We start from the raw sequence: 17,069 nt of genomic DNA on the forward strand, positions 1-17,069 counted from the left end.
ACACCGGCAGTCCGGGATCGGTTCCCACACCTGAGAGAATGATGAGCATGGCCTCTGACCGACCTCGTGTGCTCTCCGGAATCCAGCCCACCGCAGGCTCGTTCCACCTCGGCAACTACCTCGGCGCCGTGCGCCAGTGGGTGGCTCTGCAGGAATCCCACGACGCCTTCTACATGGTCGTGGACCTGCACGCGATCACGGTCCCGCAGGACCCGGCCGAGCTGCGCGCCAACACCCGGCTCGCCGCCGCCCAGCTGCTCGCCGCGGGCCTCGACCCGGAGCGCTGCACCCTCTTCGTCCAGAGCCACGTCCCCGAGCACGCCCAGCTCGGCTGGGTCATGAACTGCCTCACCGGCTTCGGCGAGGCCTCGCGCATGACGCAGTTCAAGGACAAGTCCGCCAAGCAGGGTGCCGACCGCGCGACCGTCGGCCTCTTCACGTACCCGATCCTCCAGGTCGCCGACATCCTGCTCTACCAGGCCCACCAGGTCCCGGTCGGCGAGGACCAGCGCCAGCACATCGAGCTGACCCGCGACCTCGCCGAGCGCTTCAACGGGCGCTTCGGCCAGACGTTCACGATCCCGGCGCCGTACATCCTCAAGGAGACGGCGAAGATCTACGACCTGCAGGACCCGGCGATCAAGATGAGCAAGTCGGCGTCCACCCCCAAGGGCCTGATCAACCTGCTCGACGACCCGAAGACGACGGCGAAGAAGGTCAAGAGCGCGGTCACCGACACCGACACGGTCATCCGCTTCGACCCGGAGAACAAGGCCGGCGTCTCCAACCTCCTCACCATCATGTCCGTGCTCACCGACACGTCGGTCGCCGACCTGGAGAAGAGCTACGAGGGCAAGATGTACGGCGCCCTGAAGACCGACCTCGCCGAGGTCATGGTGGACTTCGTCACTCCCTTCCGGACCCGGACCCAGGAATACCTGGACGACCCGGAGACGCTGGACTCGGTCCTGGCCAAGGGTGCGGAGAAGGCGCGCGCGGTCGCCGCGGAGACGCTGGCGCAGGCCTACGAGCGGATCGGTTTCCTGCCCGCCAAGCACTGAGCCGGGCACGGGGCCCAAGGACCCTGGCCGAAAGGGTGGTGCAGGCCGCACACTGGCGGCTGCACCACCAGACACGTTTCGACGGACGACGGAGGAGAACGACGTGGGGACCGTAACGATCGGCGTCTCGATCGCGGTCCCGGAGCCTCACGGCAGCCTGCTCCAGGAGCGGCGCGCGGGCTTCGGGGATCCCGCCGCGCACGGCATCCCCACGCACGTCACCCTGCTCCCGCCGACCGAGGTCGACGAGGACCGCCTGCCCGAGATCGAGGCTCACCTCGCCGGCATCGCCGCGCTGAGCGACCCCTTCGCGATGCGGCTCGACGGCACCGGCACCTTCCGGCCGCTCTCCCCGGTCGTCTTCGTCAAGCTCGTCGAGGGCGCCGAAGGCTGCGACCTGCTCCAGCAGCGGATCCGGGACGCGGCCGGCCCGGTCCCGCGCGAGCTCCTGTTCCCGTACCACCCGCACGTCACCGTCGCCCACGGCATCCCCGACCCGGCGATGGACCGCGCCTTCGAGGAGCTCGCCGACTACGCGGCGGACTGGACCTGCTGCTCCTTCGCCCTGTACGAGCAGGGCGCGGACGAGGTGTGGCGCAAGCTGTACGACTACGAGTTCGGCAGCGGCCGGGCGGGTACCGCCGTCACCGCCGTGCCGGCGCAGGGCGGCAGCCCGGTCGACGAGCCGACCGCCACCCTCTAGCCCCGCGCCGGGCGCACCGACCCCCCTTCACCTGGCCGTATCCGGTGGTGCGGGCCCCGCGCGGCTGCCCGCGCGGCGCCGCTCGCCCAGCGTCTCCCGCTCCCGCCCGCCCCGGTCGGCCCGACCCGGGCCGCCCGCTCCCGGGCCGCCCCGCCGGGGCCGACCGCTTCCGGCCCGCCCCGCCCGAGCGACCGCGCCCGACCCGGCCCGACCGCTGTCGGCCCGCCCGCCCGAGCGACTGCGCCCCGCCGCACGCCCCGCCCCGGGCTACACCGGCAGCCGCCGGAACATCCCCCTCGGCACGTGCCGCAGCGCCGACATCACCACGCGGAGCGCACCCGGCACCCAGACCGTCTCCGAGCGGCGCCGCAGCCCGAGCTCGATGGCCGTCGCGACCGCCTCCGGGGTGGTCGCCAGCGGGGCCTCGTCGAGGCCCGCGGTCATCTTCGAGCGGACGAACCCGGGCCGGACCACCATGACGTGCACGCCGGTGCCGTGCAGCGCGTCCCCGAGGCCCTGTGCGAAGGCGTCGAGGCCGGCCTTCGACGAGCCGTAGATGAAGTTGGCCCGTCGGGCCCGCTCGCCGGCCACCGACGAGAGCACGACGAGCGAGCCGTGCCCCTGCGCCTGGAGGGCCTGGGCGCAGACCAGGCCCGCGGAGACCGCGCCGGTGTAGTTGGTCTGGGCGACCCGGACGGCCGCGAGGGGGTCGGACTCGTCGCGCGCCTGGTCGCCGAGCACGCCGAAGGCGAGCAGCACCATGTCGATGTCGCCCTCCGTGAAGAGCTTGCCGAGCCGCTCCTCGTGGGACTCGGTGTCGAGCGCGTCGAAGGGGACGGTGCGCACGTCCGCGCCGAGCGCCCGCAGCGAGTCCGCGGCGGTGGTCAGGGCGGGGGAGGGGCGGCCGGCCAGCCACACGGTGCGGGTGCGGCGGGCGACCAGGCGGCGGGCGGTGGCGAGGCCGATCTCGGAGGTGCCGCCGAGAACGAGCAGGGACTGGGGGGCGCCGAAGGCGTCCTTCATGGCGTTCACGCTCCTCGGGAAGGGACGGGTGGGGGGGCGGGGGTCAGAGCCCCAGACGCCGCGACAGGTCGGAGACGAAGACCGACCGCGGGTCGAGGGTGGCGCGCAGCTCGCGGAAGTCGCCGAGCCTCGGGTACATCGCGGCGAGCAGCTCGGGCCGCAGCCGCGAGTCCTTGGCGAGGTAGACCCGGCCGCCGGCGGCCACGACCTCCTCGTCGAGCTCGTCGAGGAAGGCACCGAGGCCGCTGAGCGAGGCCGGGATGTCGAGCGCGAGGGTCCAGCCGGGCAGCGGGAAGGAGAGCCAGCCGGGGTCGGCCTCGCCGAAGCGCTTCAGCACGGCGAGGAAGGACGGACAGCCGCGGCTCGCGATCCGCCGCACGACCCGGCGCAGGGTCTCCTCGTGCCCGTGCCCGACGACGAACTGGTACTGCACGAAGCCGCTCCGCCCGTAGACCCGGTTCCAGTGCGGGACGCCGTCGAGGGGGTGGAAGAACGAGGAGAGCCGCTGCAGCCGGCCGGTGGGCCGGCGGGGCGCCCTGCGGTACCAGAGCTCGTTGAAGACGCCCACGCCGGTGCGGCCGAGCAGGCCCTCGGGGACGTACGCGGGGGCGGCGGGCAGCCGGCCGGGCCGGAAGTCGAGCGGAGCACGGCGGGCCCGGCGCGGCAGTGCCTCGTACGGGGCGTGGTCGCCGCGGGTCAGGACGGCGCGGCCGGTCGCGGCGCCGCGCGCGAGCAGGTCGATCCAGGCGACGGAGTAGCGGTAGCGGTGGTCGGTGGCGGTGAGCCGGGCCATCAGGTCGTCGAGGTCGGCCGCGCGCTCGGTGACGACGTACATCAGCGAGGTCTCGACGGGCAGCAGCCGGAGGGTGACGGAGAGGATCACGCCGGTCAGGCCCATGCCGCCGGCGGTGGCGTCGAAGAGCGGGGTGCCGGGGGCGAGCGTGTGCACCTGTCCGTCGGCGGTGAGCAGGTCGAGGGAGACGACGTGCCGGGCGAAGGAGCCGGAGACGTGGTGGTTCTTGCCGTGGATGTCGGCGCCGACGGCCCCGCCGACGGTGACGTAGCGGGTGCCGGGGGTGACGGGCACGAACCAGCCGAGCGGCAGCAGCACCTCCATCAGGTGGTGCAGGCTGACGCCGGCGTCACAGACGACGAGCCCGGCGTCGGCGTCGATCGCGCGGATCCGGGCCAGGGCCGTCATGTCGAGCACGCACCCGCCGGCGTTCTGGGCGGCGTCGCCGTAGGCCCGGCCGAGACCGCGGGCGATCGACCCGCGGGCGCCGCAGGCGCGCACGGCGGCGGCGGCCTCCTCGTACGTGCGGGGGCGGACCACCCGGGCGAGGGTGGGGGCGGTGCGGCCCCAGCCGGTGAGCGTGTCGTACGTGTCGTCCGCGTCGTCCGCGTCGAGCTCCTCGAAGCCGTCGTGGGCTGCACCGCCGTCGCCCGCGACGGCTTCGGCTTCGGCGTCGGTGTCGGCTTCGGCGTCGGTGTCGGCGTCGGTGTCGCCGTCGACGGAGTCGGCCGCGTCGTAGGGGGGCGCGACACCCGTCTCGATGTCGGTCTCGGCTGCCATGGAAGCGACCGTATCGCCGGGACTGTCGCTTATGCCGGGATTGGCGGGCGGTTCGTCGAAATGGGTGATTAAACGAGTGTCAGGAAAGCGTGCCGACCCGTAGGACACCTCCGCGCGTCAGAGTCGCCCCTGGTTGACGGCGAACGGGGAGGCGAGTGAGGCGGATGCGATACGGGGACTGGGCCGCGGCCGACCAGCGGGTCCTCGCCGCGCTGCGCTCCTGCGGGCGTCACGCCGCCGTGGCCGCCGCCGCCCGGGCGCTCTCCCACGGCGGCGAGCACGCGGCGCTGTGGCTCGCCGCCGGGCTGAGCGCCGCCGCGCTCGACCCGTCGCGCCGTGCGGGCTGGCTGCGCGGTACCGCCGTGATCGGCGCCGCCCACCTCGCGGGCATGGGCGTCAAACGGGTCGTACGGCGTCCCCGGCCGCGCCCCGAGGACTACACGCCCCTGGTCCGCACCGCCGGCCGGCACTCCTTCCCCAGCTGTCACGCAAGCTCCGCCGCCGCGGCGGCCGTCGCCTTCGCCGCCCTGCATCCGCCCGTCCGGCACGCCGCCGTCCCGGCCGCCGCCGCCATGTGCCTCTCCCGGCTCGTCGTCGGCGTCCACTACCCGACCGACGTCGCCGCCGGAGCCCTCCTGGGTGTGGCCGCCGCTGCCGCCGGCCACCGCTGGGTCACCGGAGGCCCCCGTGACTGAGCCCACGACGGGCCGCGCCGCCACCGCCCTGCTCGACGCGCCCGTCGCCCCGCCGCTGCGCCGCCCCCGGCGCGGGACCCTCGCCGTCGCCCGCGGGCTCGTACGGACCGCCCGGCCCCGCCAGTGGGTCAAGAACAGCCTCGTCGTCGCCGCGCCCGTCGCCGCCGGGCAGCTCGGCTCCTGGCACCACGCTGCCCGACTCGGACTGGTCTTCGCCCTCTTCACGGCCGCCGCCTCGGCCGTCTACCTCGTCAACGACGCCCGCGACGCCGACGCCGACCGCGCCCACCCCGTCAAGCGGCACCGCCCCGTCGCCGCCGGACTCGTCCCCGTACCCCTCGCCCACGCCACCGGTGCCGTGCTCGGGCTCGGGGCCGCGGTCGCGAGCGCCCTGCTGTGCAACGCGATGACAGCGCTGCTGATCACCGCCTACCTCGCCATGCAACTCGCCTACTGCGTCCGCCTCAAGCACGTCCTCGTCGTCGACCTCACCGTCGTCACCACCGGATTCCTCATGCGGGCGGTGATCGGCGGAGTCGCCCTCGGCATCCCGCTCTCCCGCTGGTTCCTCATCACCACCGGCTTCGGGGCGCTGTTCATGGTGGCGGCCAAGCGCTACTCGGAGGCCGTGCAGATGCAGGACGCGGGAGGCGCGACCCGCGCGCTGCTCACCCAGTACACGACCGGATACCTGCGCTTCGTCTGGCAGTTGGCGGCAGGGGTCGCCGTCCTCGGCTACTGCCTGTGGGCCCTGGAGGGCGACGGAGTCGCCACCGGCACGCTGCTCCCGTGGCGTCAGCTCTCCGTCGTCGCCTTCGTCCTGGCGGTGCTCCGCTACGCCGTGTACGCCGACCGCGGCACGGCCGGCGAGCCGGAGGAGGTCGTCCTGCGCGACCGACCGCTCGCCGTCATCGGCCTGGTGTGGGCGGCGATGTACGGCATGGCGGTCATGGGCCTGTGAGCGGCACGACCGCGGGGCGCGTGCGCCGGACGCTCCGTGACGGCGGTGTGCGCCGGGCCCTCCTCGGCGACGGGGTGCCCCGGAGCCTCCCCGGGCGCGGCACGCGCCGCGAGGTGCTCGGCTTCGCCGTCGCCGGGCTCGCCGCGTACGCCGCCGACCTCGCGCTCTTCCTGTGGCTGCGCGGGCCGCTCGGCGTCGACCCGATCACCGCCAAGGCCCTGTCCTTCCTCGCCGGCTGCACGGTCGCCTACCTCGGCAACGCACTCGGCACCTACCGGCGGCGGGCCGTCGCCCTGCGCGAGTACGGCGTCTTCTTCGCCGTGAACGTGGCGGGCGCCGTCGTCCAGCTGCTGTGCCTCGCCGTCTCCCACCACGGCCTCGGACTCACCTCGGCCCGCGCCGACACGATGTCGGGACTCGGCGTGGGCATGGTCATGGCGACCATGCTGCGATTCTGGGGCACACGGACCCTGGTGTTCCGGACTCCGTCACCCGAGGAAGAGGCGCGTACGCCATGGACTGGCTGACCAAACTCCCCGTCGTCGGCCCGTGGGTCATCCGCTTCATGAGAACCCACGCCTGGCGTTCGTACGAGCGGCTCGACGAGGTCCACTGGGCCCGGCTCGCCGCCGCCATCACCTTCCTCAGCTTCCTCGCCCTCTTCCCGCTGATCACCGTCGGTGCCGCGGTCGGCGCCGCGCTGCTCTCCCCCGAACAGCTCGACCGGATCGAGGCGAAGATCGCCGAGCAGGTCCCGGGCATCTCCGACCAGCTCGACATCGGCGGCCTCGTCGACAACGCGGCGACCGTCGGCCTCGTCGCCGGCGCCGTGCTGCTCTTCATGGGCATCGGCTGGGTCGGCTCGATGCGCGAATGCCTGCGCGCCGTGTGGGGCCTGGACGACGTCGAAGAGGACAACCCGGTCCTGCGCAAGGGCAAGGACACGCTCGTGCTGCTCGGCCTCGGCGCGGTCATGCTGGGTTCGCTCGCCGCGTCCTGGCTCGGCTCGACCGCCGTCGGCTGGAGCGCCGACCGGCTCGGCGTCTCGCACTCCGGGGCCGGCGGATTCTTCCTGGAGGCCGCCGCGATCGTGGTCGCGGTCGTCGCCGACTTCCTCATCCTGGCGTTCGTGCTGACCATGCTGCCGGGCGTCGAGCCGCGGCGCCGCGACCTGGTGATCGCGGCGCTGACCGGCGCGGTCGGCTTCGAACTCCTGAAGCTGCTGCTCGGCGGCTACATGAAGGGCGTCGCGGCGAAGTCGATGTACGGGGCGTTCGGCGTGCCGGTCGCCCTGCTGCTGTGGATCAACTTCACCGCGAAGCTGCTGCTCTTCTGCGCGGCCTGGACGGCGACGGGGGTCAGGGATTCACAGGAGTCCCGTCAACTGGAGACGCAGGAGACGCAGGAGACGGAGGAGAGGCGGGAGCAGCCGGGGACTCAGGGGACTCAGGGGACTCAGGGGACTCGGCCGACTCAGGAGAATCCGGGGACGCCGGGGACACCGCAGCCTCCGAAGCCTTAGGCGAGCCCGCCCCCTCGGACGATGCCGGAGCCCCGGCACCGGACGTCGGACCCTCCTCGGCGCTCGAACCCCCCGTGGAGTCCGAGGCCTTCGTGGAGTCCGCATCGTCCGTGGAGTCCGAGGCCTTCGTGGAGTCCGGAGCCTCGGAAGGCTCCGCCGCCCCCTGCGGCTTCCGGCGTCGGGCCGAAGCGGCCAGCGGCCAGCGGCGGTTGACCAGGAAGGCGGCACCCGCGAGCAGCACGAGCACGCCGCCCGCCACGGCCAGCGCGATCCCCGCGCCGCCCGACTTCCCCTTCGCGACGGCCGCGTGCTCGGCGCCCGCCGGGGCGTTCTTGCCGGGGGCGGGCGCGGTGCCGTTCGACGTGTCCGCGCCGTTCCCCGGGGTCGTCCGGGCCGACTTCGGCGGCACCAGCTCGCCGACCGGGGTCACCTTGCCGGTGGCGGCGAAGCCCCAGTCGAGCAGCCGGGCCGTCTCCTTGTAGACGGCGTGCTGCTCCTTCGAGGACGGGTTCATCACGGTGACGAGCAGGACCCGGCCGTTGCGCTCCGCGACGCCCGTGAAGGTCGCGCCGGCGTGCGTGGTGTTGCCGTTCTTGACGCCGGCGATGCCTTGGTACGCGGGAACGCCGAGGTCGCCGGTGAGCAGCCGGTTGGTGTTCTGGATCTCGAAGGCCTCGCGCTGCTTGCCGGGCTTCTGTTCGCCGGGGAACTTCGCCCGGGCGGTCGCGGCGTACTCCCGGAAGTCCGGGTTCTGCATCCCGTGGCGGGCGATGAGGGTGAGGTCGTACGCGGAGGAGACCTGGCGCGGGGCGTCGTAGCCGTCCGGGGAGACGACGAAGGTGTCGAGGGCCTGGAGGTCGTCCGCCTGCGCCTGCATGTCGGCGACGGTCTGCGCGACGCCGTTGTTCATCGCCGACAGGACGTGCACGGCGTCGTTGCCGGAGCGCAGGAAGACGCCGAGCCACAGGTCGTGGACGCTGTATGTCTGCTTCTCCTTGATGCCGACCAGGCTGGACCCGGCGCCCATGCCCGCCAGGTCCTGGGGGAGCACGGTGTGGTTCAGCGTCTTCGGGAACTTGGGCAGCAGGGTATCCGCGAACAGCATCTTGAGCGTGGAGGCGGGCGCGAGCTTCCAGTGCGCGTTGTGCGCGGCGAGCACCTGGCCGCTCTCCGCGTCGGCCACGATCCACGAGCGCGCGCTGAGCTCCTTCGGCAGCACCGGGGCGCCGGGGCCCAGCTGCACCTGGGTGCCGGGCTGGGCGAGGCGCGTCCCGCCGATGCTGGACATGAGGGCGGGCGGCTTGGGCTGCTGGTCCTTGTCGTCCGCGTGCGCGGGAGCGGCGAGGAAGGGGAGCAGGGTGGCGGCGGCGGTCGCCGACAGGGCGGCCTTCGCGGTCATCTTCGAAGCGGACACGATCGAGAACGTACATCCCCGGAAGCGGGTTCCGAACCCCGCGGGGCGGTTCGTCCCCGCTCGTCCACCCGTCCGCAGGGGCCGTGGGGCGGCCGGTGATACTGGGACCATGAAGCTCAGCCGTCCCGTCTCCTGGTTCCTGCTCGCGTTCGGAGCATGGAGCTGGCTCATCTGGATCACTTTCGTCAAAAACCTATGGAACGACGCAAGCGGTCTCGCCTTCGACGACGCAGGCGATCCGACGGCCTACTTCTGGGTGCACCTGCTGCTGGCCGTCACGTCCTTTGTTCTGGGGACGGGCGTCGGGGTGATCGGGTTGCGCGGGGTGCGCGCCCTTCGGCACGAACGCGGATAGGGGTTCTCGGGCGTGGTCGTCTTCCTGCTGGTCCTGGTCGTGGTCCTCGCCCTCCTGGGGGCGGTCCACCGGTACGTGTGGCGGCGCCTCGTGCGCGACCTGACGGTGCCCGGCGGGGCCGCCCGCCGGCTCGGTACGGCGGCGGCGGTCCTGCTGCCGCTCCTGTCGCTCGCCGCGCTCGTCTCGGGGCGGGCCGGCGCCCCCTTCGTCCTCCAGCAGGCCGTCGCCTGGCCGGGCTTCCTCTGGCTCGCGCTGCTCCTGTACGTGACGCTCGCCCTGGTGGTGACGGAGCCGCTGCGGCCGCTGCTGCGGCGGTGGCTCGCCCGGCGGCAGGCGGGCACCCGGGCTCCGGCGCCGGAAGCCGTCCCCGCTGCCGTGGGGTCCGCTCCGGCGGACGTGCCGGCCCCTGCCGGGACACCGGCCGCGGAGCCGACCACACCGGCCGCGGATCCGACGACGCCGGGCGTGGCGCCGACCACACCGGCCACCGGGGCCGCTGCCGCGGAGCCGGCCGCCCCGGTGGCCGGCGGCGGCGCCGACCTCTCCCGCCGCCTCTTCGTCAACCGGCTCGTCACCGGCACCGCGGCCGCCGTCGCCGTCGGGACCGTCGGGTACGGGACGTACGGGGTGCTGCGCGGGCCGCGGGTGAAGCGGGTGACCGTGCCGCTGGCCAAGCTGCCGCGCGGGGCGCACGGGTACCGGATCGCGGTGGTGTCGGACATCCACCTCGGGCCGATCCTGGGGCGCGCCCACACCCAGCGGATCGTCGACACGATCAACGCCACCCAGCCCGATCTCGTCGCCGTCGTCGGTGACCTGGTCGACGGCACGGTCGAGAACCTCGGCCCAGCCGCCGAGCCGCTCGCCCGCCTGCGGGCCCGCGACGGCGCGTTCTTCGTGACCGGCAACCACGAGTACTTCTCCGGCGCCGACGCCTGGGTCGACCACGTCCGCGAGCTCGGCCTGCACCCCCTGCGCAACGCGCGCGTCGAGATCGGCGCCGGCTTCGACCTCGCGGGCGTGGACGACGTCGCGGGCGAGAGCGAGGGGCAGGGGCCGGACTTCGTGAAGGCGCTCGGGGACCGGGACCGGGCCCGCACCGCGGTCCTGCTGGCGCACCAGCCGATCGTCATCGACGACGCCGTGCGCCACGGGGTCGACCTCCAGCTGTCCGGCCATACCCACGGGGGCCAGCTCTGGCCCGGCAACTACCTGGCGGAGCTGGCCAATCCGACGGTCGCGGGCCTGGAGCGGTACGGCGACACCCAGCTGTACGTGTCGCGGGGTGCGGGCGCCTGGGGGCCGCCCGTCCGCGTCGGCGCGCCGTCCGACATCACCGTCGTGGAGCTGGCCTCGAAGCAGGCGTGACGGACGGGGGACCGGGCCGAATCACGGGTCGTTCCGGGGGTGTTCACAGGCGATCCACAGGCGGCCCACAGGTCGCGTCACGCAGCGCGTCGTGCCGGATACGTACTGGCGAGTACCGCTGAGTCCCCTGAAATCCCTAATCCCTGGACATATACGTGCAGTGTGAAGGTTTACCCTTCCACTAGTGAAGACCGTGTGATTGGGTGACGCCATCGCGGCCGGTCGTTTTCCGCCGCGACAGGGGTGGGAACGCGAAAAGGGAAGATCGATGCGGTCTGCGGTCCGTCTGCGAATTCTGATCACTTGTGGGGCTCTGGTGGTCGCGGGGATCGGAGGCTGGCAGTTGCTGCCCTCCGATGACGTGCGCTCCGATCCGATCACCATCGGGACCACGGACGAGGTGACCTCGCTCGACCCGGCCGGGGCCTATGACGCCGGTTCCTGGGCGATGTACAGCAACGTCTTCCAGTCATTGCTGACCTTCAAGCCGGGCTTCACCACGCCGGTTCCGGACGCCGCGAAGAGCTGCCGGTTCGTCGGCTCGAAGCTGACGACGTACGAGTGCACGCTCCGCGACGACCTCACCTTCTCCAACGGGCGCAAGATCACCGGCGACGACGTCCGCTACTCGTTCGAGCGGATGATGACGATCAGGACGGACGTCGGTCCGGCGCCGCTCTTCCCGACCCTGCAGAAGGTCGTGGCCCGTGGCCAGAAGGTGACCTTCCAGCTCAGCGGCCGGGACGCCACCTTCCCGCTGAAGCTCGCGACCGGTGCCGGCTCGATCGTCGACCACACGACGTACCCGGCCAAGTCGCTGCGCAAGGACACCGTGGTGGACGGCTCGGGTCCGTACGTCCTGAAGGAGTACCAGCCGGGCGTCAGCGCCCGTCTGGAGCCCAACCCCCACTACCGGGGCGCCATCACCAAGGCCGGCCGCCCGGTGGTCGTGAAGTACTTCAAGGAGTCGCAGCAGCTCGCCGACGCCTGGAAGGGCAAGCAGGTCGACGTGACGCACCGGCAGATGCCGCCGGCCTTCCTCGACAAGCTCAACGAGTCGACGCCGGACGACATCAAGGTCACCGAGGCGGCGAGCGCCGAGATCCGCAACCTCAACTTCAACGTGCGCCCCGACTCGGCGATGGCGAAGAAGGCGGTCCGGCAGGCCGTCGCCGCGGTCATCGACCGCCCGGCCATCACCACCGGCCCGTACCAGGGCACCGTCGAGCCGCTGTACTCCCTCATCCCGCAGGGCTTCGTCGGCCACAGCACCGCCTTCTACGACACCTACCCGGAGCCCAGCAAGGCCAAGGCCAAGAGCCTGCTGAAGGCCGCGGACGTCGACACCCCGGTGAAGTTCACCCTCGGCTACCGCAAGGACGCCACCTACGCCGCCGAGGCCGCCGAGCTGAAGAAGCAGTTGGAGGAGACGGGCCTCTTCGAGGTCACGATCGTCCCGGTCGCGTGGACCGAGTTCCAGAAGGAGTACGCGCAGGGCAAGTTCGACGCCTACACGGTCGGCTGGCTCCCCGACTTCCCGGACTCCGACAGCTTCACGGCCCCGCTCGTCGGCACGCACAACACCCTGCACAACAAGTTCTCCAGCGCGAGGATCGACTCGCTGATCGCCGCGACGCAGCAGTACAGCGACCGCGCGCGGGCGACCGCCGACTTCAAGGCCATCCAGGACGAGGTCGCCAAGGACGTCCCGCTGGTGCCGCTGTGGCAGAAGAAGGACTACGTGCTGTCGACGGACGAGGTCGCCGGATCGCAGTACCTGTCGGACGGCACCGGTATCTGGCGCCTCTGGGAGCTCAGCTGGATCTAGGGGTGTCCCGCGCCCCACGGACTCGAAAGGGGCCCCGGACCACCCGCCGTGGTCCGGGGCCCCTTTCGTGCGCCGTGGGTCTGCGCGCGGCCGCGCCGTCAGGACTTGCGGCCGGCGGTCCGCTTGGGCTTGCCCGAGGCCGCCATCCCGGCCGCCGTCGGCATGAAGTCGGACAGGACGTCGTGGACGTCCGTGACCAGCGGGCGCAGGATCCGGAAGCGGGACAGCGAGATCGCCCGGGCGGTGACCGGGGCGAGCCGCTCCACCAGGCGGCGGCTGTTGGCGGCGCCCTCGGAGCGGTCGTACACCCAGAACAGCACCAGGCCCATCTGCTGGAGCCAGAGCAGCCGCGGCAGCGGCTCCGCGAGTTCGCGGTCGACCTTCACCGCGGCCCCGCGGATGACCCGCCGGTGCACCTCGATGGCCGCCTCGCGCGGGCCCTCCGACTCGGGGGAGAAGGGGCTGAGCGGGCTGTCCGGGTCGGCGGCGTTCTTGAAGAACTGGGACGCGAACTCGTGGTACGGCTCCGCGATGTCGAGCCAGGCGAGCAGCACCCCGCGGATCCGGGCGGTCAGGTCCTTCTCGCCGCCCTCGAGGATGGGCTCGACGGCCCGCTGGTGTTCCTCGGCGATCCGGTCGTAGAAGCCCTGGACGAGGTGCTCCTTGGACGAGAAGTAGTAGTACGCGTTGCCGACGGAGACGCCGGCCTCCTGCGCGATGGCCCGCATCGTCGTCTTGTCGTAGCCGCGCTCCTTGAACAGGCGGAGCGCGGTCTCCAGGATGAGCGCGCGGGTCTGCTCGCTCTTCGGCGCCTTGGCGGGCTTGTCCGTCGGCTGCCCGTCGGCGTCCGTGCCCTGCTTCTCTTCCATCGCGACCTCCACGGGCCCTGAGCCTAGCCGGACGAGCCGGGTGCCTCGCACTGTCCCTCCGTGCAGCCGGTGCGCTCGGACCTCAGCGCCTCGCGCCACCTGGCGGCCGCGAGGACCGTCGCCCGGGCGAACGGCTGCCCGGCCGGGGTGGCCAGCCAGTGGGCCTTGGGCCGGTGTTCGGCCAGGGCCCAGAGGCAGACGATCCACGCGGCGGTCGAGCGGTAGACCTGGCCGCCGTCCCCGACCGCCGTGATCTCCCGCAGGGTGGCGTCGTGGTCGAGGGCCGGGAAGCGCCGCCGCGCCTCCCGGGAGCCGGCCGGGACGAGGTCCAGGGGGACGAGCTGGGGCTGGCGGATCAGCCAGTGCCGCAGGTGGACGCAGAGCGGGCAGTCCGCGTCGTAGAGGACGGTCAGGCGCCGTACGGGCGCGCTCGACGTCATCGGGGTGCCGGGCCGGGCGGGCGGGGGCGGCTCAGGCGCCGGTGGCCGGGGTGGCCCACGGGTTGGGCCCCTGGGGGCCCGGGTGGCCGCCCCCGGCGGGGTCGGTCCAGCCCTGCGGCGGCACCGGCGGGACCTGGCCGCGCTCCAGGACGCCCCGGCGGCGGATCTTGTTGAGGACGTAGACGTTGGCGAGGTGCATCACGCCGAGCACGAGCAGGACGACGCCGAGCTTCACCGACAGTGCCTCGAAGAGCTGCCGGGCGTCGACGACGGCTTGGTCCTGGCTCAGGTGGAGGGCGACGAAGCCGAGGTTGACGAGGTAGAAGCCGACGACGAGCAGGTGGTTCACGGCGTCCGCGAGCTTCTCGTTCCCGTGCAGCACGTCGGCCAGGAAGACCTTGCCGTTGCGGCTGAGGGTGCGGGCGACCCAGACGGTGAGCCCGACGCTGATGAGCAGGTAGATGACGTACGCGACGACAGTGAGGTCCATGCCCTCACGCTCCCTTGAACGCGTTCAAAGCTGACGGACATGAATGTAGACCTCATCTTGAACATGTTCAAGCGGGGGCGGAGGGGAGAGCGAATCTCCTGGTGGGGACGGCCTCCGGGCTCTAGGGTCGGCCGCATGACACTTGCTCACGACGTGGCAGGCGACGGCCGTTCCACCGTCCTGCTCCTGCACTCCGGCGTCTGCGACCGGCGCATGTGGGACGCGCAGTTCACCGCCCTCGCGGCGGCCGGGTACCGCGTGGTCCGATGCGACCTCCGGGGCTTCGGTGACAGCCCCGTCGACCGCCCGCACGTCCACGCCGACGACGTGGCCGCACTGCTGGACCACCTCGGCGCCGAACGCGCCGCCCTCGTCGGCTCCTCCTTCGGCGGCGAGGTCGCCCTGGAGTTCGCCGTGCGCCACCCGGGCCGCACCACCTCCCTCGCGCTGCTCTGCGCGGCCGCCCCCGGCCACGAGGCGAGCCCGGAGCTGCGCGACTTCTTCGGGCGCGAGAACACCCTGCTGGAAGCCGACGACCTCCCCGGCGCCGTCGACCTCAACGTCGACTTCTGGCTCGGTCCGGACGCGGGGGCCGACGCCCGGGAGCTGGTCCGGCGCATGCAGGCCCGCGCCTTCGAGCTCCAGCTCGCCGCCCCCGAGGAGTTCGCGCCTTGGCCCGTGGAGGTCACCGACGCCGACCTCGCCGCGATCGACGTCCCGGTCCTCGCCCTCACCGGCGCCCATGACGTCCCGGACTTCCGGGCCGTCGCGACCCGGCTCGCCGGTCTCCTCCCTGACGTCCGCCACCTCGAACTGGACTGGGCCGGCCATCTGCCGGCCCTGGAGCGCCCCGCGGAGACCACCCGGCTCGTCGAGGACTTCCTCAACCGGTCCTGAAGCCCCGCACCCCCGGCACGAGCGCCGTTCCCAGGCAGCAGCCCGCCACCGCCACCGCCGCGACCACAAGGGGCAGTCCGGGCCCCCAGGTGGCGGCGGCCGGCGGGGCCAGGGCGTAGCCCAGGGGCATCGCCGCGAAGGAGAGCAGCCAGTCGTACGAGGTCACGCGCGCCAGCGCGTGCTCCGGGACGGCCCGCTGCACCGCGGTCTCCCACACCGGGGTGAGGAAGCCCAGGCCGGCCTGCGCGAGCCCGTACGCCCCGATCGTGAGCGGCGCGGGCGCCCCGGCGGCCAGGAGCAGCAGCGGCAGCGCGTACGTGGCGAGGCCGAGGTTCGCGGCGAGGATCGGACGCCCGGGGCGGATCCGGTCGGCGGCCAGCGAGCCGAGCAGCAGCCCGATCGCCCCCACCTGGAGGAACACCGCCCAGGCGAGGTCGCCGCCCAGCCGGTCCAGGGCGATCGCGGGTCCGAGCGTCATCAGGACCGCGGCGGCCCCGTTCCAGGCGCTGTGCCCGATGAGGCTCGTCCAGTACCAGTCGCGGGTGCGGACCTCCCGCCAGCCCTCCTTCAGGTCGGCCAGGAGCGAGCGCCGCGGAACCTCCACCCGCGCCACCCGCACGGCGCACAGCAGGGCGGCGCTGACGCCGAAGCTCGCCGCGTCCAGGACGAAGGCCCAGCCGGGCCCCACCGTGAGGATCAGCGTCCCGGCGAGGGCCGGGCCGCCGACCCGGCTCACGCTGTAGGCCACCGCCATCGCCGCGTTGGCCCGCTGCAGTGACCCCGCCGGGACCGTGCCCTTGACCAGCGGCGCGGCGGTCGGTGTCGCGAAGGCGCCGGCCGCGCCGCCGAGCACCTCGACGCCCGCGATGACCGCGAGCGACGGGGTGCCGCTCAGCAGCTGGATCCCGACGACGAGTTGGGTGACGCACCGGACGAGGTCCATCGCCAGCGCCACCGTGCGGGCGTCGAACCGGTCGCCGACGACGCCGCCCAGCGGCAGCAGGAGCAGCTTCGGGACCATCGAGCAGGCGAGCACGAGCGCGAGCGCCGAGGTGGAGCCGGTCGCCTTCAGGACCGCGAGGGCGAGGGCGGCGGGGATGACGGCGTCGCCGAGGAGGGAGAGCGTGCGCCCGGCGAAGAGGAGCCGGAAGGAGCGGGTGCGCAGCGGATGGGGGACGGGCTCGGTGAAGGCGGGCATGCGCCGCAGAGTATTTCGGTGCCGAATAATTCGTCAACGAAATACTTTTGCGCGTCCTCCCCGAATGGGGCCCGCCCCCGACGTACGATCACTCCATGGCACCACCCACCGAGGAACCGCGCGCGACCCCGCGCGAGGCGCCGCGCGACTGGACCGACGAGCACGTGGCCCGCTGGCAGCCCGTCCTGCCCGGCCTCGACCCGGTCGTCGAGGGCGCGGTCACCCGGATGAAGAAGCTCTCCGTCCACCTCCGCCGGGTGCGCGAGCAGTCCCTCGTCGACTTCGACCTGGAACGCCACGAGTTCGACACGCTGCACAAGCTCGCCGGCCGCGGCGGCAGCGCCGCCCCCTCCGAGCTGGCCCAGGACCTCGACCTCGCCCCCGCCTCCGTCACCGGCCGGCTCGACGCGCTGGAGAAGCGCGGCTTCGTCCGCCGCACCCAGTCCACGACCGACCGCCGCCGCGTGATCGTCGAACTGACCGGGCCCGGCCGCGAGACCTGGCTCGGCGCCATGGACGTCCTCGGCCACGAGGAGGAGCGCCTCCTCGGCATCCTGGGACCCGAGGAGCGGGAGAACCTCAACGACATGCTCCGCCGGATCATGATCGTCGCCGAACAGGACGCCACCGCCCAGCCCTGGCACGGCTAGCCGGGGGTGCGTCGCCGATACC

Annotated in this window: 17 protein-coding genes and 1 pseudogene; 11 read left to right on the forward strand and 7 right to left on the reverse strand. The window is 73.0% G+C overall.

Going from position 1 to position 17,069, the window contains the following annotated elements; translation table 11 throughout:
- The first annotated feature begins 47 nt into the window (after positions 1-47).
- Both trpS and AB0M16_RS02310 read left to right on the forward strand, forming a co-directional pair.
- The gene (gene trpS / locus AB0M16_RS02305) at positions 48-1,061 is read left to right on the forward strand and encodes a tryptophan--tRNA ligase (RefSeq protein ID WP_365337771.1); all 1,014 of its coding nucleotides are present in this window, start codon (positions 48-50) and stop codon (positions 1,059-1,061) included.
- A gap of 103 nt (positions 1,062-1,164) precedes the next feature.
- Positions 1,165-1,764: a 2'-5' RNA ligase family protein gene (locus tag AB0M16_RS02310; protein WP_365337773.1), complete on the forward strand. Its 600-nt coding sequence runs from the start codon at positions 1,165-1,167 to the stop codon at positions 1,762-1,764.
- A gap of 267 nt (positions 1,765-2,031) precedes the next feature.
- Here AB0M16_RS02310 and AB0M16_RS02315 read toward each other — a convergent pair whose 3' ends face one another.
- Entirely contained in the window at positions 2,032-2,787 is a 756-nt protein-coding gene (locus tag AB0M16_RS02315; protein WP_365337962.1) for a decaprenylphospho-beta-D-erythro-pentofuranosid-2-ulose 2-reductase, read from the reverse strand.
- Between the two features lie 43 nt (positions 2,788-2,830).
- Positions 2,831-4,360: an FAD-binding oxidoreductase gene (locus AB0M16_RS02320; protein ID WP_365337775.1), complete on the reverse strand. Its 1,530-nt coding sequence runs from the start codon at positions 4,358-4,360 to the stop codon at positions 2,831-2,833.
- Positions 4,361-4,524: 164 nt separating this feature from the next.
- Here AB0M16_RS02320 and AB0M16_RS02325 point away from each other — a divergent pair, with 164 nt between their 5' ends.
- From AB0M16_RS02325 to AB0M16_RS02340, 4 genes are all read left to right on the forward strand, one after another.
- Positions 4,525-5,055: a phosphatase PAP2 family protein gene (locus AB0M16_RS02325; RefSeq protein ID WP_365337777.1), complete on the forward strand. Its 531-nt coding sequence runs from the start codon at positions 4,525-4,527 to the stop codon at positions 5,053-5,055.
- A 55-nt stretch (positions 5,056-5,110) separates the two neighbouring features.
- The gene (locus tag AB0M16_RS02330; protein ID WP_365337964.1) at positions 5,111-6,016 is read left to right on the forward strand and encodes a decaprenyl-phosphate phosphoribosyltransferase; all 906 of its coding nucleotides are present in this window, start codon (positions 5,111-5,113) and stop codon (positions 6,014-6,016) included.
- A gap of 74 nt (positions 6,017-6,090) precedes the next feature.
- Positions 6,091-6,543, forward strand: a complete 453-nt coding sequence (locus tag AB0M16_RS02335; RefSeq protein ID WP_365337966.1) for a GtrA family protein — start codon at positions 6,091-6,093, stop codon at positions 6,541-6,543.
- Complete coding sequence (locus tag AB0M16_RS02340) at positions 6,531-7,538, forward strand: YihY/virulence factor BrkB family protein (protein ID WP_365337779.1); 1,008 nt, start codon at positions 6,531-6,533, stop codon at positions 7,536-7,538. Before AB0M16_RS02335 ends, AB0M16_RS02340 begins: the two co-directional genes overlap by 13 nt.
- 184 nt (positions 7,539-7,722) lie before the next feature.
- Here AB0M16_RS02340 and AB0M16_RS02345 read toward each other — a convergent pair.
- A pseudogene (locus AB0M16_RS02345) lies at positions 7,723-8,937 on the reverse strand (D-alanyl-D-alanine carboxypeptidase); the annotation flags it as partial.
- 124 nt (positions 8,938-9,061) lie between these two features.
- Here AB0M16_RS02345 and AB0M16_RS02350 point away from each other — a divergent pair.
- From AB0M16_RS02350 to AB0M16_RS02360, 3 genes are all read left to right on the forward strand, one after another.
- A complete protein-coding gene (locus AB0M16_RS02350) occupies positions 9,062-9,307 on the forward strand; it encodes a hypothetical protein (protein WP_365337781.1) in 246 nt (81 codons plus the stop codon).
- 12 nt (positions 9,308-9,319) lie between these two features.
- Positions 9,320-10,675 carry a metallophosphoesterase gene (locus tag AB0M16_RS02355; protein ID WP_365337783.1) on the forward strand — a complete coding sequence of 452 codons (1,356 nt, stop codon included), beginning with the start codon at positions 9,320-9,322 and terminating at the stop codon, positions 10,673-10,675.
- A gap of 268 nt (positions 10,676-10,943) precedes the next feature.
- Entirely contained in the window at positions 10,944-12,503 is a 1,560-nt protein-coding gene (locus tag AB0M16_RS02360) for an ABC transporter substrate-binding protein (RefSeq protein WP_365337785.1), read from the forward strand.
- A 98-nt stretch (positions 12,504-12,601) separates the two neighbouring features.
- Here the strand turns inward: AB0M16_RS02360 and AB0M16_RS02365 are convergent, their stop codons facing one another.
- Genes AB0M16_RS02365 through AB0M16_RS02375 form a run of 3 tightly spaced genes read right to left on the reverse strand, consistent with a single transcriptional unit; the run spans position 12,602 to position 14,302 of the window.
- Positions 12,602-13,372, reverse strand: coding sequence for a TetR family transcriptional regulator (locus AB0M16_RS02365; protein WP_365337787.1), 771 nt, complete (start codon positions 13,370-13,372; stop codon positions 12,602-12,604).
- 23 nt (positions 13,373-13,395) lie between these two features.
- A complete protein-coding gene (locus tag AB0M16_RS02370) occupies positions 13,396-13,812 on the reverse strand; it encodes a DCC1-like thiol-disulfide oxidoreductase family protein (RefSeq protein ID WP_365337789.1) in 417 nt (138 codons plus the stop codon).
- Between the two features lie 31 nt (positions 13,813-13,843).
- Positions 13,844-14,302 (reverse strand): hypothetical protein, encoded by a 459-nt coding sequence (locus AB0M16_RS02375; RefSeq protein WP_365337791.1) that lies wholly within the window; start codon positions 14,300-14,302, stop codon positions 13,844-13,846.
- 135 nt (positions 14,303-14,437) lie between these two features.
- On the opposite strand from AB0M16_RS02375, the gene AB0M16_RS02380 reads away from it, so the two are divergent.
- Complete coding sequence (locus tag AB0M16_RS02380) at positions 14,438-15,199, forward strand: alpha/beta hydrolase (protein WP_365337793.1); 762 nt, start codon at positions 14,438-14,440, stop codon at positions 15,197-15,199.
- Here the strand turns inward: AB0M16_RS02380 and AB0M16_RS02385 are convergent.
- Entirely contained in the window at positions 15,186-16,397 is a 1,212-nt protein-coding gene (locus AB0M16_RS02385) for an MFS transporter (protein ID WP_365337795.1), read from the reverse strand. The genes AB0M16_RS02380 and AB0M16_RS02385 overlap by 14 nt on opposite strands.
- Positions 16,398-16,492: 95 nt before the next feature.
- On the opposite strand from AB0M16_RS02385, the gene AB0M16_RS02390 reads away from it, so the two are divergent.
- Positions 16,493-17,047 (forward strand): MarR family transcriptional regulator, encoded by a 555-nt coding sequence (locus tag AB0M16_RS02390; RefSeq protein WP_365337797.1) that lies wholly within the window; start codon positions 16,493-16,495, stop codon positions 17,045-17,047.
- Positions 17,048-17,069 lie beyond the last annotated feature (22 nt).

It is taken from the genome of Streptomyces sp. NPDC051921, from assembly GCF_040680975.1.
Lineage (GTDB): Bacteria > Actinomycetota > Actinomycetes > Streptomycetales > Streptomycetaceae > Streptomyces.

Excerpts from the sequence above, each read along its gene's own strand:
- AB0M16_RS02320 (WP_365337775.1), bottom strand. The coding sequence starts at position 4,360 with ATGGCAGCCGAGACCGACATCGAGACGGGTGTCGCGCCCCCCTACGAC.
- AB0M16_RS02380 (WP_365337793.1), top strand. The coding sequence starts at position 14,438 with ATGACACTTGCTCACGACGTGGCAGGCGACGGCCGTTCCACCGTCCTG.
- AB0M16_RS02370 (WP_365337789.1), bottom strand. The coding sequence starts at position 13,812 with ATGACGTCGAGCGCGCCCGTACGGCGCCTGACCGTCCTCTACGACGCG.
- AB0M16_RS02365 (WP_365337787.1), bottom strand. The coding sequence starts at position 13,372 with ATGGAAGAGAAGCAGGGCACGGACGCCGACGGGCAGCCGACGGACAAG.
- AB0M16_RS02390 (WP_365337797.1), top strand. The coding sequence starts at position 16,493 with ATGGCACCACCCACCGAGGAACCGCGCGCGACCCCGCGCGAGGCGCCG.
- AB0M16_RS02385 (WP_365337795.1), bottom strand. The coding sequence starts at position 16,397 with ATGCCCGCCTTCACCGAGCCCGTCCCCCATCCGCTGCGCACCCGCTCC.
- AB0M16_RS02350 (WP_365337781.1), top strand. The coding sequence starts at position 9,062 with ATGAAGCTCAGCCGTCCCGTCTCCTGGTTCCTGCTCGCGTTCGGAGCA.
- AB0M16_RS02315 (WP_365337962.1), bottom strand. The coding sequence starts at position 2,787 with ATGAAGGACGCCTTCGGCGCCCCCCAGTCCCTGCTCGTTCTCGGCGGC.
- trpS (WP_365337771.1), top strand. The coding sequence starts at position 48 with ATGGCCTCTGACCGACCTCGTGTGCTCTCCGGAATCCAGCCCACCGCA.
- AB0M16_RS02340 (WP_365337779.1), top strand. The coding sequence starts at position 6,531 with ATGGACTGGCTGACCAAACTCCCCGTCGTCGGCCCGTGGGTCATCCGC.
- AB0M16_RS02325 (WP_365337777.1), top strand. The coding sequence starts at position 4,525 with ATGCGATACGGGGACTGGGCCGCGGCCGACCAGCGGGTCCTCGCCGCG.
- AB0M16_RS02375 (WP_365337791.1), bottom strand. The coding sequence starts at position 14,302 with ATGGACCTCACTGTCGTCGCGTACGTCATCTACCTGCTCATCAGCGTC.
- AB0M16_RS02360 (WP_365337785.1), top strand. The coding sequence starts at position 10,944 with ATGCGGTCTGCGGTCCGTCTGCGAATTCTGATCACTTGTGGGGCTCTG.